This is a genomic window from Jiulongibacter sp. NS-SX5, from assembly GCF_052828545.1.
Genome location: NZ_CM128248.1, coordinates 1148398 through 1165398, shown reverse-complemented (window position 1 = coordinate 1165398; position 17001 = coordinate 1148398). Strand labels below are relative to the sequence as shown.

12 protein-coding genes are annotated in these 17001 nt (G+C 40.7%); 4 read left to right on the top strand and 8 right to left on the bottom strand.

Features of this window, described 5'->3' with window-relative positions; all coding sequences use genetic code 11:
- The gene (gene miaB / locus ACUXV0_RS05270) at nucleotides 1-1440 is read right to left on the bottom strand and encodes a tRNA (N6-isopentenyl adenosine(37)-C2)-methylthiotransferase MiaB (RefSeq protein WP_446192022.1); all 1440 of its coding nucleotides are present in this window, start codon (nucleotides 1438-1440) and stop codon (nucleotides 1-3) included.
- 183 nt (nucleotides 1441-1623) lie between these two features.
- On the opposite strand from miaB, the gene ACUXV0_RS05265 reads away from it, so the two are divergent.
- The 3 genes from ACUXV0_RS05265 to ACUXV0_RS05255 all read left to right on the top strand — a co-directional run bounded on the left by ACUXV0_RS05265 (nucleotide 1624) and on the right by ACUXV0_RS05255 (nucleotide 8237).
- Nucleotides 1624-4890: a SusC/RagA family TonB-linked outer membrane protein gene (locus tag ACUXV0_RS05265; protein ID WP_446192021.1), complete on the top strand. Its 3267-nt coding sequence runs from the start codon at nucleotides 1624-1626 to the stop codon at nucleotides 4888-4890.
- Nucleotides 4891-4893: 3 nt separating this feature from the next.
- Nucleotides 4894-6207 carry a SusD/RagB family nutrient-binding outer membrane lipoprotein gene (locus ACUXV0_RS05260; protein WP_446192020.1) on the top strand — a complete coding sequence of 438 codons (1314 nt, stop codon included), beginning with the start codon at nucleotides 4894-4896 and terminating at the stop codon, nucleotides 6205-6207.
- Between the two features lie 119 nt (nucleotides 6208-6326).
- Entirely contained in the window at nucleotides 6327-8237 is a 1911-nt protein-coding gene (locus ACUXV0_RS05255; RefSeq protein ID WP_446192019.1) for an ABC-F family ATP-binding cassette domain-containing protein, read from the top strand.
- On the opposite strand, the gene ACUXV0_RS05250 is transcribed toward ACUXV0_RS05255, so the two are convergent.
- Entirely contained in the window at nucleotides 8234-9373 is a 1140-nt protein-coding gene (locus ACUXV0_RS05250) for a lamin tail domain-containing protein (RefSeq protein WP_446192018.1), read from the bottom strand. The genes ACUXV0_RS05255 and ACUXV0_RS05250 overlap by 4 nt on opposite strands.
- 11 nt (nucleotides 9374-9384) lie before the next feature.
- Here ACUXV0_RS05250 and ACUXV0_RS05245 point away from each other — a divergent pair, with 11 nt between their 5' ends.
- Nucleotides 9385-10656, top strand: coding sequence for a type IX secretion system plug protein (locus ACUXV0_RS05245; RefSeq protein WP_446192017.1), 1272 nt, complete (start codon nucleotides 9385-9387; stop codon nucleotides 10654-10656).
- On the opposite strand, the gene miaE is transcribed toward ACUXV0_RS05245, so the two are convergent.
- The 6 genes from miaE to ACUXV0_RS05215 form a co-directional block, all read right to left on the bottom strand.
- The gene (gene miaE, locus ACUXV0_RS05240) at nucleotides 10653-11252 is read right to left on the bottom strand and encodes a tRNA isopentenyl-2-thiomethyl-A-37 hydroxylase MiaE (RefSeq protein WP_446192016.1); all 600 of its coding nucleotides are present in this window, start codon (nucleotides 11250-11252) and stop codon (nucleotides 10653-10655) included. The genes ACUXV0_RS05245 and miaE overlap by 4 nt on opposite strands.
- Nucleotides 11245-13632: an efflux RND transporter permease subunit gene (locus ACUXV0_RS05235; RefSeq protein WP_446192015.1), complete on the bottom strand. Its 2388-nt coding sequence runs from the start codon at nucleotides 13630-13632 to the stop codon at nucleotides 11245-11247. The genes miaE and ACUXV0_RS05235 overlap by 8 nt, the downstream gene beginning before the upstream one ends.
- 91 nt (nucleotides 13633-13723) lie before the next feature.
- Nucleotides 13724-14251 (bottom strand): inosine/xanthosine triphosphatase, encoded by a 528-nt coding sequence (gene yjjX / locus ACUXV0_RS05230; protein ID WP_446192014.1) that lies wholly within the window; start codon nucleotides 14249-14251, stop codon nucleotides 13724-13726.
- Complete coding sequence (locus tag ACUXV0_RS05225) at nucleotides 14248-14946, bottom strand: 2-C-methyl-D-erythritol 4-phosphate cytidylyltransferase (RefSeq protein ID WP_446192013.1); 699 nt, start codon at nucleotides 14944-14946, stop codon at nucleotides 14248-14250. The genes yjjX and ACUXV0_RS05225 overlap by 4 nt, the downstream gene beginning before the upstream one ends.
- Nucleotides 14947-15005: 59 nt before the next feature.
- Nucleotides 15006-16058, bottom strand: a complete 1053-nt coding sequence (gene queA, locus ACUXV0_RS05220; protein WP_446192012.1) for a tRNA preQ1(34) S-adenosylmethionine ribosyltransferase-isomerase QueA — start codon at nucleotides 16056-16058, stop codon at nucleotides 15006-15008.
- A gap of 159 nt (nucleotides 16059-16217) precedes the next feature.
- Entirely contained in the window at nucleotides 16218-17000 is a 783-nt protein-coding gene (locus ACUXV0_RS05215; protein ID WP_446192011.1) for a PhzF family phenazine biosynthesis protein, read from the bottom strand.
- Nucleotide 17001: the final 1 nt, after the last annotated feature.

Sequence of the window (17001 nt, the reverse complement as noted above, 5' to 3'; positions counted from 1 at the left end):
TTAAGCCAATTCTTCAATTACAGCATGACCTTTAAGTGTAGCCGCTGTACATTCTTCTATTCTTACATTCACATATTCCCCTTTTTTGAAATTCTCTTTCGGGAATACGACCACTTTGTTTTCATCACACCTTCCTTGCAAGAAATCATCTGAACGTTTGCTAAACCCTTCAATAAGTACTTTTTGCGTAGTACCAATCAAACGCTCATTACGCTCAAGCGAATGATTTCTTTGCTTCTCGATGATTTCTGAAAGACGACGTTTCTTGGTCTCCAGGTCTATATCATCTTTCAGTTTTTTAGCGGCAGGAGTACCAGGCCTTTCAGAGTAGTAGAACATATAACCGTAGTCATATTTCACGTAATCCATAAGAGAAAGGGTATCCTGGTGTTCTTCTTCCGTCTCTGTACAGAAACCGGCGATCATATCGTGAGAAATGGCACAGTCGTCACCGAGAATATCTCTAATTCTGTCAATTTTCTGCATGTACCACTCCCTATCGTAGGTACGGTTCATAAGTTCCAGAATTCTGCTATTTCCGCTTTGAGCAGGCAGGTGAATGTAATTACAAACATTCTCATAATCTCTCATGGTATAGAGAACGTCATCTGTAATATCCTTCGGATGAGAGGTGGAGAATCTAACTCTCAGATCTGGGTGTATATCTCCAACCAGTGCCAATAATTGAGCAAAATTAGTGTCAATTTCGCCCTCGGCATTCTTCCATTTATAAGAGTCAACATTTTGACCTAAAAGTGTGACTTCTCTATAGCCCTTTTCAAACAAGTCTTTGGCTTCGTTGACAATGGTTTGTGGCTCTCTGCTTCTTTCTCTACCTCTGGTATATGGTACCACACAGAAACTACACATATTATCACAGCCTCTCATGATGGAGATAAAAGCTGTAACGCCATTACTGCCAAGCCTCACAGGGGTGATGTCTGCGTAGGTTTCTTCTCTGGAAAGGAAAACGTTGACTGCTTTTTGACCTTCCTCTACTTCATTCATGAGATTAGGCAAATCACGATAGGCGTCAGGGCCTACCACCATATCCACCATTTTTTCTTCTTCCAGAAGCTTGGTTTTCAAACGCTCAGCCATACAGCCAAGTACACCGATTTTCACCTCTGGTTTATTTCTTTTGGTGGCATTAAGTGTCTGTAATCTCTTTCTAACTTTTTGCTCTGCATTATCTCTGATAGAGCAGGTATTGAGAAGAATAAGCTCGGCCTCATCTTTGTTAGATGTGGTGGCAAACCCCTCTTTTCTCATAATAGATGCCACAATCTCGCTGTCAGCAAAGTTCATTTGGCATCCGTAGCTCTCTATATAAATCTTTCTTTTCCCTTCGGCTTTTTCATCTTCTGTGATCTGGGCAATGTCCAGTCCTTCTTTTTCTTCGTCTGAAAGGATTTTTATCTCTCCTGTTAATCTCTCCATATGCTTACCATAGATTCAAGCCTCAAAGATACAAAACACTGACAGAATGTCAGTTTACTAAGAAAGAATTATTCTACACACCGAGCGAGCCAAAGAAAAGTTTATTGATTAGGAAAAAATGAAGAAGAAGTACAGCTTTTTATCGCTTGGCTCCGTACTTTTAAGGCAAATGCCTTATTCTTTATGAGATATAATTTTGAACGGCTGTTGGTTCTTGTGTTGCTGATTTCTGCTCAGGTAGTTATTGCACAGCAAAGTATTACAGGTACGGTAACAGCAAAAGAGGATAATTTCCCCCTACCGGGTGTGACTGTACAAGTGAAAGGTACCCAGCTTGGTACGCAGACGAACGCAGATGGAAAGTATGAGTTGACCGCCAGTCGGGGGCAAACTTTGGTTTTTTCTTTTATTGGTATGACGCCACAGGAAATAAGTGTGGAAGGTCAATCGGTAATTGATGTGGTTTTGGAAGAAGAGGCCAGCCAGCTCAATGAGGTCGTTGTTTTGACTGCTCTTGGACTTGAACGAAAGAAAGATGACGATTTAAGTTCATCCACTCTGGTAGATGCGGAAGCTATCAAGAGATCGGGTGAGTCAGGTGTAATTCAAGGACTTTCAGGTAAAACCTCAGGTTTAACAATTGTAAGAAACTCTGGAGACCCGGGAGCAGGGGCATACATTCAGATTCGTGGTCAAAACACAATTTCAGGTGGTTCTTCACCTTTGATCATCCTTGATGGTGTTCCAATTACCAATTCTAGTATTGGAGGTGGAGTTGACGGTGTAGTTCAACAATCAAGACTAAATGATATAAATCCGGATGACATCGCGAATGTTACCGTGTTAAAAGGTGCAGCTGCTGCGGCTGTTTGGGGTACGGGTGCTGCCAATGGGGTAATTTTGATCCAAACGAAGAAGGGTAAAATCAAAGGGAGAAACTTCAGTTTGAATTTTACGAATCAAACGAGTTTTGATGTCATCAATCGGGAATTTGTAAAACAAGATAAATTTGGCCAGGGATATCCATTAATTCAGGAAACCGGAAGAGCAAGAGATGCATATACATATATCTGGAATCCAACATCACGGCTTTCATGGGGAGATAGAATCAGAGATAGAGTAGGAGGTGATGACGAAGTTAGAGTAGGGAATAAGCGTTTTGAAACTGCAGATGGTCAGGTCTTTTATCCGATTTTGACCAAAAACGATAATACCATTTATCATGATGCCAACAGAGATCAGGTTTTCCAAACAGGCTTTACCTGGAACAAGGCATTAAGTATGAATATCAATAATGAGAATTCTGCCACGTACATGAGTTTCTCTCATTGGGATCAGCAGGGGATACTGAAGGCCAACTCAGACTATGTAAGAACCACGGCCCGTGTCAATAATGAAACCAACATTACGGATAAGGTAAAAATTAAGGTAAATAGTACACTGACCCATATCTCATCAAACAGAATTCAGCAAGGTTCAAATCTCAACGGATTCTATCTGGGATATTTGAGAACACCGGCCGACTTTGATAATACAGCGTATATCGGTACTTATTATGATGGTGATGGTGTGCCAACATTTAACGCTCACCGTTCGTTTATCGGAAATCAGAATAATCTGGGTTATTTGGGTGAAGGTGCTCCTTTTTACTCAAACCCTGGTTGGACGATCAACCAACAGGAAAATCCAAATGAACTTCACAGGTTTATTTTCAATCCGGAGTTAAACTGGAACGTAGCAAAAGGCATCAATTTCACAGCCAGATATGGTTTCGATTACTATAATGAATCAAGAGAGACCTGGTTCCCTGTAAATTCTGCAGGAGATGTTTCAGAAGGAACATTCGGAAGAAGTGATATTACAGAAAGGAATACCTCCTTAAATGCTTTCTTGAATGGTACGCATATCTTAAGCCCTCAGTTTAATTTCAGCTGGATTGGAGGTGTACAGTTTGAAGAAGCCTTTTTTACTTCTCAGGGTGGTTCATCTAACAACTTTACCAATCCTTTTGTAGGAATTTTAAGAACCTTTGGAAATGCTGAGGCGGCAAATGAGACTCCTTCTTTAACGCGACTTAGACAGCGTAAATCTGGAACATATGCCGTTCTGAATGCAGAACTCATGAATCAATTCTATCTGGAATTGACTGGAAGGTATGAGTTACCATCTACCTTGCTTAAACCGGTATTCTACCCAAGTGCTTCATTGGGATGGGTGTTCTCAGAGAAGTTGAAGTCTAATTTATTGACCTTCGGGAAAGTAAGGGCCTCTTACGGAGAAGTGGGTATTGAGCCGGTGGCTTATGCAACTCAAACAGTCTACGGACCATTTGATAGAGGAACATCATGGGGCGACGCTCTATCTGCTGCAGTGTATGGAAATCCATTTGCACGAAGTGGAAATAGCGGAAACCCTAGCCTAACTCCAGAAAGAGTGCGAGAAATAGAGGTAGGTACAGATTTGAGATTCTTAAATGATAAAGTCTCTCTGGGAGTTACTTATTATGATAGAATTACCAGAGATGCTTTACTAGCTGTAGATCTGGCTCCTTCTTCTGGTTTTAGCTCTGTTTGGGATAACGCTGCCACCATAACTAATAAGGGATTGGAAGTAGATTTAGGTGTTAGAATCACCAAGCTAAAAAATATAGACTGGCGGGTAGATGCCAACTATTCCATGAACAAAAACATGGTAACCGAGTTACAAGGCGTAAACAGCGTCTTCCTGAACGGATTTACGGGAACCTCTTCCAGAGTTGTAGAAGGGGAGCCCTTTGGAGCCTTATGGGGTGGTAAATGGGTGAGAGATGATTTTGGCTTTATCGCTTTGAATCAGAATGGTTTCCCTGAAGTAGCCGATGAAGAAGGTGTTATTGGAGACCCGAATCCTAAATGGAGAGGCGGTATCGGTTCATCACTTTCTTGGAAGGGATTGAGTTTCTCATTCCAATTTGAAACCTTCCAGGGGAATGATATCTGGGCTGGAACAGAGAGTATCCTGAAGTATTTTGGTGTACATCCTGAAACTGCCAATGAGTTTATTACTGAAACTGAGATGAGAACAGTAGATGGTAGAAGAGTGGCTGCTGGTACCTTGGTCAGAGGAAATATTGGGGACTTCGGGGCAGGGCCTGTTTTACTAGACTCTGAATGGTACACCGGCGTAGGTGGAGGTTTTGGAAATGCTGCAGAGCAATTTATAGTAGACGGAAGCTGGACGAAATTGAGAGAAGTTTCTTTGAATTATGCATTACCATCAAATCTGGTCAATAAAGCAAAACTCTCCTCTGCAAGTTTGGGACTTACAGGTCGAAACCTGTTCATATGGTCTCCTTTAAATTTTGTTGATCCTGAAGTTAACCTAACCGGGGCCTCAAAAGGAAGAGGATTAGAGTATTTCTCAAATCCGGGTACAGGGTCTTACGTGATTACCTTAAAATTAGGAATTTAAGATATGAAGAAGTTGATATTAGCGGTCCTTAGTTTGGCCATCATTTCTTGCGAAAAATATTCGGAAGGGTTAAACACTGACCCAAATAACTTTACAGATGCACCCGCTGAATTAATCATCGGTCAGGCTAATCTGAGTTGGGTTCTTATGACAGAAGGTGAGGCCTCAAGAATGTGTGGGATTTTCACAGATCAATACACGGGCTTCAGCAATCAATTTACGAGTTATAATACCTATGAGGTCAATTCAGGAGATTTTGACGGAATATGGAGTAATAATTACACCGGAGGTATTTCACAAACTAGAATTATCCAGGAAAAAGCAGCTGAAAGTGGGAATACTTCATTGTTAGGAGTATCTCAAATCGTTGAGGCGGTTATGGCGGCAGAATTAGCAGCACTTTTTGGTGATGTGCCTTATTCAGAAAGTGCTCAGCCGGTTGATTTTCCGCATCCGTCTTATGATCCCCAATCAAATGTGCTGAATGCAGCTCAGGAGCTTTTATCTCAGGGGATAGACAATGTGGGTAATTTGAGAGTTGCAGATTTTTATGGAAGTCCTGTCTTCGAAGCCAATTCAGCTCAATGGGCCGAAGTAGGGCATACTTTAAAGGCTCGTTACTATTTGCTGGCCAAAGATTATGCACGTGCCAGAGAAGAAGCATTATTAGGCATTTCTTCTCGTGAAAGAAGTTTAATGGCTAATCACACCGATGTAGAAGGTCAAAGAAACCTGTATTATCAGTTTGGTATTGAGCAGCGTGGAGGATACCTGACAGCTACCAGATCTAATTTGAGAAAGTTGATAAACCTTAGTGATATCAGCACTGATAGGGTCTTGTTTACTCCGGGAGAAGAATCAAGATATGCGGTCTACTTTCAAGGCAACGAGCTGAATTATAACGAAGGCGGATATTTCGCTCAGGAAGCCTCTTATCCTATTGTCGATTGGTTTGAGAATCAGTTTATTTTAGCCGAAGCTGAGCTTAGACTGGGTAATGAAGATGAGGCCAGAGACGTTTTCAATGAAGTAAGACGCGAATTGTCTTCTATTTATAATGATGATTTCCCAGAGGTAGAAATCGGTGGGAATACACTTTTACGCGTAATTCTTGAAGAGAAGTACATCACTATGATCGGTTCTCCTCAAATTTTTCATGATACCCGTAGAACCAATAATCTGATAGGGATTCCTATCAAAAACAGCATTGCTACCAGCATTCCTCAGCGTTTTTTATATCCCGAAGTTGAAATCAATACCAATCAGTCCTTTCCCGGGGTGGTAGGTCTGTTCCAGAAGACGCAGGTGAATCAATAGGAGCTTTCTTGCGATTCTCTTTTTTGAGTTTGAATTATTGCGTAAAGGTAGTGTGCAATTCTGTCTGCCATTGCTTATTCTTCTAATGCTCGCTACTTTTGCAGCTTAGAACAGAATACATGCTTACAATACATAATTTATCCTTCTATTTTGGAGGAAGACCCATATTTGAAGAGGCTTCTTTACAGATTAAACCAAAAGACAAGATTGGTCTCATCGGTTTAAATGGAAAAGGTAAGTCAACCCTTCTTAAGCTTATTGTAGGAGAATACCAGCCAGATGCCGGAAACATCTCTATGGCTGGTGATGTGAGTCTGGGTTTCTTAAATCAGGATTTGCTTTCATACGAATCAGAAGAGTCAATACTTTTGGTAGCCATGCAGGGCTTTCAGCGTGAGTTAGAGCTTCAAAATCAAATCGATGAGGTTTTAGCTGAAATGGAAGCCAATTATTCTGATGATCTGGTCATGAAACTAGGTGAACTTCAGGAAGAGTTTGATATTCTGGGTGGGTATTCTATTCAATCAAAGGCCGAAGAAATCCTGGAAGGGCTAGGCTTTAAAACAGCTGATTTGAATCGTCCATTAAAAGAGTTCTCGGGGGGATGGAGAATGAGAGTGATGCTAGCGAAGCTCCTGCTTCAAAAGCCATCCGTTTTACTTTTAGATGAGCCTACCAACCACCTTGATCTTCCTTCTATTCAGTGGATTGAAAAGTATATTGCCAATTATGAAAATGCGGTGATTGTGGTTTCTCACGATAGAACTTTCCTTGATAATGTAACGACAAGTACTGTTGAAGTTTCCGGATATAAACTCAATCAATACCCAGGGAATTATTCCTTTTATCTTGAAGAGAAGGAACTTCGTAATGAGATACAGAAAGGTGCTTATGAAAATCAGCAGGCTCAAATCAGACAGACCGAGCGATTTATTGAGCGTTTTAAAGCGAAAGCCACAAAAGCTCGTCAGGTGCAGTCTAGAGTTAAGGCCCTTGAGCGTATGGACTTGGTGGAAGATGTCATTAGTGATGATGCAAAAGTCCATTTCAAGTTTCAGTTTGGTACCCAGCCCGGCAGACATGTGATGCGTCTTGATGATATCTCAAAAGCATACGGAGAGAAGGTGATTTTAAACGATACCATGGGGCATATAGAGAGAGGCGACAAGATTGCTTTGATTGGAGCCAATGGTAAAGGGAAGTCAACACTCTTAAGAATTATAGCAGGAACAGAAAAACACGAAGGAAAACGAGCCTTGGGTCATAACGTCAATTTCTCTTTCTACGCACAGCACCAGTTAGAATCTTTACATATCAATGAAACGCTTCTTGATGAGCTGAGATATGCTGACCCCACTCGTTCAGAGACGGAATTGAGGTCAGTGTTGGGCTGTTTCTTGTTTGGTGGAGAGGATGTATTCAAGAAGATCAAAGTATTATCAGGTGGAGAAAAATCTCGTGTTGCCTTAGCAAAAGTTTTGATTTCTGAAGCCAACTTTCTACTACTTGATGAGCCGACCAACCACCTGGATATGCAATCGGTAAGTATTTTGGTCCAGGCACTTCAGCAATATGAAGGTACTTATGTGGTTGTTTCTCACGATAGGCACTTTGTGTCGCAAGTAGCCAATAAAATCTGGTATATAGAAGACGAAGAAATTAAGGTGTACCCTGGTACATTTGATGAGTATCTCTGGTGGCAGGCTGAGCGTGAAAAAGAACAGCAAAACGGAGTTAAAAAAGAGGAGTCTGCTGATAAAGGTGAGAAGAAAGCCAAGGAGAATCAGGACTACAGAGACCGATCAAACGACGACCGTAAGAAAATTGAAAAAGAGATTGAAGACTGCGAGGCCAAAATAGAAGACTTGGAAGAGCAGAAGGCTAAAATAGAGGCTAAACTTGCCCAAGAAGACGTATTCAACAATCCCGATAAATTAGCCAAAGAGAACAAACGTTATGAGAAAGTCAAATTCAATCTGAAGCAAGCCCATGAAAAATGGGAAGCCAAAATGTTGGAATTAGAAGACTAATGCACCACTAGTCTTTTATTGATCTGTTCCTTTTTCTCCTCATCGATGAATCGGAGTACATAAACTCCCGAATTAAGCTTATTCAGGTCTTTCGATACTTTTCTTCCATTAGTAGAGAAAACAGCACTAAGGTTGAGATTAGAACTTTTTACGATTTGTGGCTTAGATCCTTGCATCACCGGATTCGGGTACAGACTCACAAATGATTGATCAGAAGTGTAGAAAACGTGAATAGTCTTAGAATAATCTATCGTCCCATCCAGATCTACTTGTTTTAAACGATAGTAATTGTCGCCTTCAAAAGGTTGATTATCAATAGATTCATAAAGGGATTCTTCTGTACTGACACCTTGTCCTTTAATCTTGGCAATAGTTTCAAAGTTCACGGCATTTCTACTTTTTTGAAGCTCAAAATGAGAACTATTGGTTTCTGATGCTGTTTGCCACATGAGTTTGATTGCGGTATTTTCAGCTACACCTTTAAAGCTAATTAACTGTACAGGAAATGAGCCATTCGAAAGAAAGTCACTTCTAGCGAAATCAGTTGAGTTATTATTAGTATCGGTACCATTAGAACGATATAAAACCCTTGTTGATGTAGGTGTAGTTGCTGCCGTATTTTCTGAGTCACTTGGAGACCCATAACCAAGGAAGTCAACTATAGTTGAACCAACTTCAGGGTTAGTGTTTGGAGTATTTGTGCTTAATGTATTATTGGTACTCAGTAAAGCAATTTTACCTCCAGTGGTTCCAAAAGATCCAGTTCCAAAGCTTCCGGAGGTTTCACCAAGCTGCTGACTACCTGAGGGGGTAAGGCTTAGACTGGGTAATGCTGTGCCATCAGTTCCTGAGGTAGTGGCTTCAAGAATAAAGTATCCACCAGCAGGAATGCTCGCTGAAGCACTAAAATTATGTTTTGACCATGAGGATCCTGCTGCAGATGCATATTGCAAGGACCAACCATTTAAAGATTGAGCCGATCCTCCTGAATTATAAATCACAACAAAATCGTTTTGATATCTGGCTCCACTATTTCCACCGTGAGCATATAACTCAAAGATCATTAACTGAGAATAACTTTGAAAAGAAATCATTGAAAGGATTAGTAAAACAATTGCAGCTATCTTTACTCTCATAATCGATTCTAATGAAGTTTATAAAGGGGTTTTGGATTCTTAAATTTAGCTTATTTGCTTTTATGACTCAAGGTCAGGAGCCATTAAATTCAATAACATATGACCCTGATATCAAGACAATTCAGCTTTACCCATATACGCAGAGCAGTGCTCATTCGGACTTAAGTCCGGCTATATTTAGTTTGAATTCTTCGCAACAATGGATTTTAGAGTTTGACGACCTCAGGGCATCATACCGACAATTCCATGTGAAAATTCTGCATTGTGACCTTGATTGGAAATTATCCAGATTAAGAGACTTGGAGTATCTGACTGATTATAATGATTTTATCATCAATGATTATCATGTTTCTCAAGGTACTAAAAAGCCCTATTACCATTATGGTTTCCAATTGCCGAAAACCAAATTGTCAGGAAACTATATTTTAGAACTTTATGAAAATGATCTCTATGGCGAGCCTTTATTACGTAGAAGATTCAGGGTAGTGGAGGCCTTAGTGGGAGTATCGGCGGAAGTACAGATACCCCAGGATCCTTCCATGTGGAGAACGCATCAACAGGTAAATTTTGAAATAGCCCATCCTGCATATGAGGTAAGAAATCCAAGAACCGACTTCCATATTGAAATAAGGCAGAATTTCAGGGATGAAACCATCAGGTCTGGTTTTGAGGCATCCTCTGTAAACAATTCCAGAAATACACTGGCTTATCGATTTTTTAAAAACGAGAACCTTTTTGAGGCCGGAAATGAATTTAGAAGACTTGATATCAGAAGTACTTATACAAGTGGCACTAATGTCCAGGAAACGCAGCAAGGTTACGAAGATCATGTATTTGTTCGAGTTCAGAGCCCCCGATCAAATTTAACTTACCTGAGTTCACCAGATCTTAATGGTCAATACATTATAGAAACTCAGGAAGATGGTCATCCTGCCAGTACTGCAGATTACGTGAATGTACATTTCAAGATTGAGTCTATAGAGCACCCGGATTATCAAAAGGTCTGTGTACTGGGAGGTTTCAATAACTATCAATGTACAAACTCTGCTGAAATGGCCTATGATTATAACCAAGGAGTGTATCAGACCAACATTGCTTTAAAGCAGGGAGTCTATGACTTTCAGTTTGCAATTGAAGAAAAACCACAGCCTCTCGATTTCAAGTTTTTCGAAGGTAACTTTTCTGATACAGGTAATACCTATGAGGTTTTTGTCTATCATCAGCCGCCCTCAGCCCGGGCTCCTATGCTTGTAGGATATACTATCGTGAATGCTGTAAATTAATGAAACCTGTCTGCTCTTACTTCAAGATTCTTCATGATTTCAGCTTCCTGTTGAAGTAGCTCTTGCCATCTGGCTTGCACTTTCTCTTTCGGATTGTATTCTGCGGCTAATTCTATGAAGTTCTTGTAATGGCCAGCCTCTGATATCATTAGTTCGTGGTAGAACTTTTGAAGCTTTTCATCCTTTATCTCCTGAGATAAAAGCTTGAATCTCTCTGCACTTCTGGCTTCTATCATGGCACAGATCAGCACCTCTTCCATGAGTTGTTCATCACGGCTTCCACCCTTCTTTTTACATTGAGCTAGCTGGGCTACATATTCATCTTTTCTGGCTTTTGTGAGTTCTATTCCTCGCTTGGCCATCTCTTTCAGTACTCTCTGAAAATGACCCCATTCTTCTGCTACCACGGGCGTCATTACTTCTACTAACTTCTGCTTCTCCGGATATTTTACAATTAAAGAGATACAGCTGGAAGCAGCCTTTTGCTCACAAAAAGCATGGTCTATCAGGATATCAGCCAGATTCATTTTAGCTATATCCACCCATCTTGGGTCAGAAGGTAATTTTAAGCCAAGTGTAGTGAGGTAATCAGCCATTTGCCAGATTTTTCTTGTCGTTTTGACGTTTGTCTAAGGTCATCAGGAACGATGGAAGTAGAACCAGATTTGAGATCATGCCAATCAGTAAGGTCAATGAAACTAAGAGACCCAGAAAAACTGTCCCTTTAAATCCTGAAATTACATAAATTCCGAAACCAAAGAAGAGGATAATAGCCGTGTAGAACATACTCAAACCTGTTTGCTTGATAGTGGCACTTACAGCGTCGGCAATCGATTTACCGTTTTCTATCTCCTCCTTGTATTTTGTCAGAAAGTATATTGTACCATCAGAGGCAATCCCGAAGGCAATGCTAAAAATAAGCGTCGTAGAGGGTTTGAGAGGAATTCCGAAATAACCCATTACCCCAGCCGTAATGATTAAAGGAATTACACTTGGGATGGTAGAAATCAGAATGGTCCTTGGGTTTAAAAATTGCGTAGCCATCACCAGCGAAACTAAAATGATAGCCATGATGGTGCTGTCTCTTAGGTTGCTTAGCAAATAGTCATTCCCCTTTGTAAACACCACGCCGTTTCCGGTCAATTGTGCATCCACTTGCTGATCTTCAGGCAGCCATTCTTCAAATTCCCTGTCATAATTAAAAATCGAATCGATTTTCGGCTGCAAATGATTGATCATTTCTGTCATTCGAATGGTTCCTGCATCTGCACTCTGGAAGCTAATTCTTGTATGAGTTCTTGTAGAATCCATAAAGCCACTGGCCAGATTCTCTTTTCCTTCAGCCATTCCCGCGTAAGCAGAAAGCTTGTTTAGCTCTAAAGCCCCCGGAAGGCGATAATATTTCGAGTCACCACCTCTGTAGCCTTGGTAAACGAATTTAATGGCTTCTACTACTGAAATCGGCTTTGTAAATTCAGGATACTTCGCAAATTCACGCTGTACCAAACGAATTTTTTGCAGGGTTTCCGGTTGTAAAGCACCGTTCTCAATTTTAGTATCAATTGAAACCTCAAAAGGTACAATCCCCTTGAAATGCTTTTCAATAAACTTTAAATCAGTAAATACAGGATCGTCTTCCGGTAGATCATCTACAATATGACCGATGGATTGAATTCTGGTCATACCGAAAACGGAAAGACCTACAAGTATACCGATAACCCAATAAAGCTTGGTCCTTCTGTTGTGTACAATGAAATCAACTACCTCCAGAAACTTCGAAATATTCTTGTTCTCCAGGTGTCGTACGTGTTTGGCCTTCGGTTTAGGATTATAGCTAAAAATGATTGGTATCAAAACCAGAGACAGAGCCCATGTAGCTAAAACACTAATAGCCGCTACCAAACCAAACTCGAGTAGGAGAGGGCTACCGGTGAAGTAAAACACAATGAAACCTATGAAGGTCGTCACATTCGCGATAAACGTGGTTTTCCCTATCTTCTCGATCGCTATTTTGAGAGCTTTAATCTGATCTTTGCAACGCAAATACTCCTCCTGATAGCGATTGATCAGGAAAATGGAGTTTGGTATACCTATAACAATAATAATTGAAGGGATAAGGCCAGTAAGCAAGGTAATTTTATAACCAAAGACCTCAATAAAACCTACAGACCAAAGCACAGATATGGCAATGACCAAAACGGCAAAAAAGACAACACGATATGATCTGAAGAATAAGAAGAGAATAACGGTGGTTACCAGAAAGGCCAGCCCCATAAACATGGCTACTTCTGAGCTCACCTTTGACATAAAGTTTGTTCTCACAAAAGGCATCCCGGAGTAGTGCATTTCAATACCGGTTTCTTCTCCAAAAGCGGCTGCCAAATTTCTGACTTCTTCGGTTATCCCAATCCTACTGGAAGAGTTCATTTTCTCCTGATCAAAGGTCACAGCCATCAGATGAGCCTTGCCATCTTCACTAAAGATAAATCCTCTGTAGAAAGGATATTGCTCTATAGTTTTTTTGATACTGTCTACCTCAGCCTGAGTCGTAGGAGCTATTGAAGAAATAGGTTTGAAGTCAAACTTTTTCTCTTCTTCATTATTGATGATTTCAAATAGATTGGTATTTGAGGCCACATTTTTGATTCCGTCTATGGCCTTTATATTTCGGCTGAGAGCATGCCATTTTTGAAACACGTCAAGCTTGTAAATGTCATCTGACTCAAGTGCTATGAGCATAACATTACCATCTTCTCCGTATCTGGCTTTGAAATTCTCGTATAGCTGAAAACTTTCATCAGACTGAGGGAGAATTTTCGGGAGCTCATAGGAAAGCTCCAGTCTGGTAGCCTTGTAGCCCATAAAGCCTGTGATAGCCACAATAACAGCCAGCCAGGGAATTCGATTATTAAGGATTAAATCGGCAATGTTTTTCCAGAAATTTGGAAATCTTTTTTTGTTATTCTGCGATGCCATGAAAAGGGTTTAGCGATTAGGTAATCGGCTTTCAAAATCGCTGCAAAATTACTAAAAATGCTTCGGTTTTACTAGGTCAACCTCAAATAGGTCAAAGGTATGCGTCCTTTTTCTTGAATGGTACAAGGGCAAAAATTACAGCCGGAACGTAAAGGTCTTTTCTATTGATCAATCCGTCGGTTAAAAGTCCCGAACTACCCATTTTTTGCTTACTGTTCTGAATACCAAATACTAGCTCATCGGCATGACCAAGTTCTATTCCTTGATTAACTAACTCTATCGTTTTTTGAGGAAGGAAGAAGCCGGCTGTTCTGGCTTTACCTATTTGGTTTTTAGATAGTATGGCTACCCATGCCATCACCTCCATTTCCTGATCATGACGAATATTTCCGCCTTCTATACCGATCCAGAAATCGGCTTCCGGGTATTCATTTTGAGCGTTTTTAGCTCTGTTGAGTGCTCCTAGGTATGTTTCTTCAGAACCCATCGGTTGATCAGGCACCCCTGAAGGCACACTTACCGAGTGCACTTCAATTGTTTCCTTTGGAAATTGCTGTTGAAAACCCGTTTGAGCGGATTCTATTTTTACAGGATTCTTTGAGGCTACACAAACAATCATTTTGAGTTCTTTAAGAAGATTTCTGCCACTTCCAGATCTTCCGGTGTGGTGATTTTGATATTTCTGTAATCGCCCTCGATTAAATTGACCTTATGGCCTGCAAATTCAATCACAGAAGCATCATCGGTAAAATGAGTTTGCTCTCCTAGAGCAAAGGCCTTTTTTATCAAGCTAAGGTCAAATGTCTGAGGAGTTTGAATTAACCTGACCGCAGTTCGGTCAATATGCTTATTCCCATTGTCGTCTACCCATCTGGCAGAATCTTTTAATGGAATTGCCGGAACGGCGGACCCTTTTTGATGAGCTTCACTAAAGGCATTATTAATAAGCTCCTCTGAAACGAGAGGCCTTACCCCATCATGTATGGCCACAAGGCCTTCATTTTTTGAAATAGCAGCTAGACCATTACTTACAGACTGATAGCGGGTTTGTCCGCCCTCTACAGTTTTGAGTCTGCCCTCACTGTCAGCTTTTATAAATACAGGGTCACTTTCCACTATCTCGTGCCAGAAAATCATATCTGATGCGGGCAGAACGGCAATCACCGTATTCCCTTCAATTGACAAAAAACGTTCAATTGTATGAGCCAAAATTGGTTTATCATCAAGAGGAAGGAATTGCTTCGCAATCACAGATTTCATTCGTGTACCGCTTCCGCCAGCCACGATTACCGAGAATTTTGCTTGTTCTGACATGCTGAGATAAAAAAATAGCCTACCAAATGGTAGGCTATCAAATATACAGATTTGATTTCTTATAGAATCAACATTGAGTCTCCGTAAGTGAAAAACTCATATTTTTCTTTGATGGCCTCCTGATAAGCATCCATGATAAGCTCATAACCACCAAAAGCACAAGCAGACATCAAGACGATTGACTGCGGCAGGTGAAGGTTGGTTAATAAGGCATTCCCGATCTTAAAATCGTAAGGAGGGAACAGGAATTTATCAGTCCAGCTGTTGTCAATTGCTTTCAAGCGAAGGTTTGCTGAAACAGAGGACTCTAATGTTTTCAGAGATGTAGTACCGATGGCACATACACGCTTACCATTGTCCAAGGCATTATTCACCGCATCACAGGTAGACTGTTTGATGGTGAAGTTCTCGGAGTCTGTTTTATGTTTCGTTAAATCTTCAACCTCTACGCCTCTGAACGTTCCAATACCGATATGAAGGGTAATAGGAGAGAATTCCACCCCTTTTATCTGCATCTTACGCATGATGTTTTTCGTAAAGTGCATTCCGGCCGTAGGGGCAGATACAGCACCTTCCTCAGTAGCAAAGATGGTTTGGAAACGCTCTCTATCCAGATCAGTAACCTCACGAGTAATAATTTCCTTAGGAATTGGTGTTTCACCTAATTCATGAATGGTAGACATCATTTCTTCATGATCTCCATCAAAAAGGAAACGGATGGTTCTACCTCTTGAAGTGGTATTATCTATTACTTCGGCTACTAAGTCACTTTCACCAAAGTACAATTTATTTCCAACTCTGATTTTTCTTGCAGGGTCTACCAAAACATCCCAAAGTCTCATTTCTCTGTTCAGTTCACGAAGCAAGAAAACTTCGATTTTGGCACCGGTTTTTTCTTTGGAACCATATAGTCTTGCAGGAAAAACTCTTGTATTATTGGTTACCATGATATCGCCATCATCAAAATAATCTACGATATCGGTAAACATTTTATGTTCTATTTTGCCGGTAGCACGGTCAATGACCATCATTCTTGCTCCGTCACGTTGTTCTTTGGGTTGCATGGCAATTAAGCTATGCGGAAGATCAAACTTGAATTGAGATAATTTCATTTACGTTCTGTTGCCCCTTCTATTAGATGTGAAAAAGATTGCAGACTACGGGGAAAGTCTGAAATTCTGTTAACTATTGATGTCAAACAGCCCGCAAATCTACAAAATCGAGATAGGGGTTGTCAAGGAAATGGACATATATATTCCTGAAGAGCAAGTCTATACCCAAATTTCTCCTTTGAGATAAGTTACAGCAGAACCTGAAATGAGCGTTCTTTCACCTTTATCCTGACAAATGAGTTCTCCCTTTCTGGCAGAAGTTTGCCAGGCTGTCAGCTCTTGTTTGCCTAATCTCTCTGACCAGTATGGGCATAGTTTGACATGGGCAGAACCCGTTACCGGATCTTCATTAATGCCCGCGGCGGGAGCGAAAAAGCGGCTTACAAAATCAACTTCATTGCCAGGTGCGGTACAGATCACACCTCGACATTTGATATGTGCTAGTTTATTGAAATCCGGATTTAGAGATTTTACTTCTTCCTCAGACTGATAAACCAAGAAGAAGTCTTCGCCTGCTATTAATGTTTCAGTGGCTGAAACGTTGAAACAATCTGCTAAGCCTTCAGGAAGTGAGCCCGCCTGCGGTTTTTCTGTAGGAAAGTCAAGTGTGAGCCCTCTACTGTCTCTGGAAACAGATAATGGGCCGCTTTTAGAATCAAAATGAATGATATTTCCAGATTCATTTAATTCTTCAAACAAGATATGTGCAGCCGCCAAAGTAGCATGGCCACAAAGATTAACTTCGATGGTAGGAGTGAACCAACGTATTTCATAACGATCCGCTTTTTTAACCACATATGCAGTTTCAGAGAGATTATTCTCCAGAGCAATATTCTGCATGAGTTCATCTGAAAGCCAATCTTCTAATGGGATGATAGCGGCCGGGTTTCCCCCGAATACCTTTGAGGTAAATGCGTCAGCCTGATAGATCTTAAGTTTCATG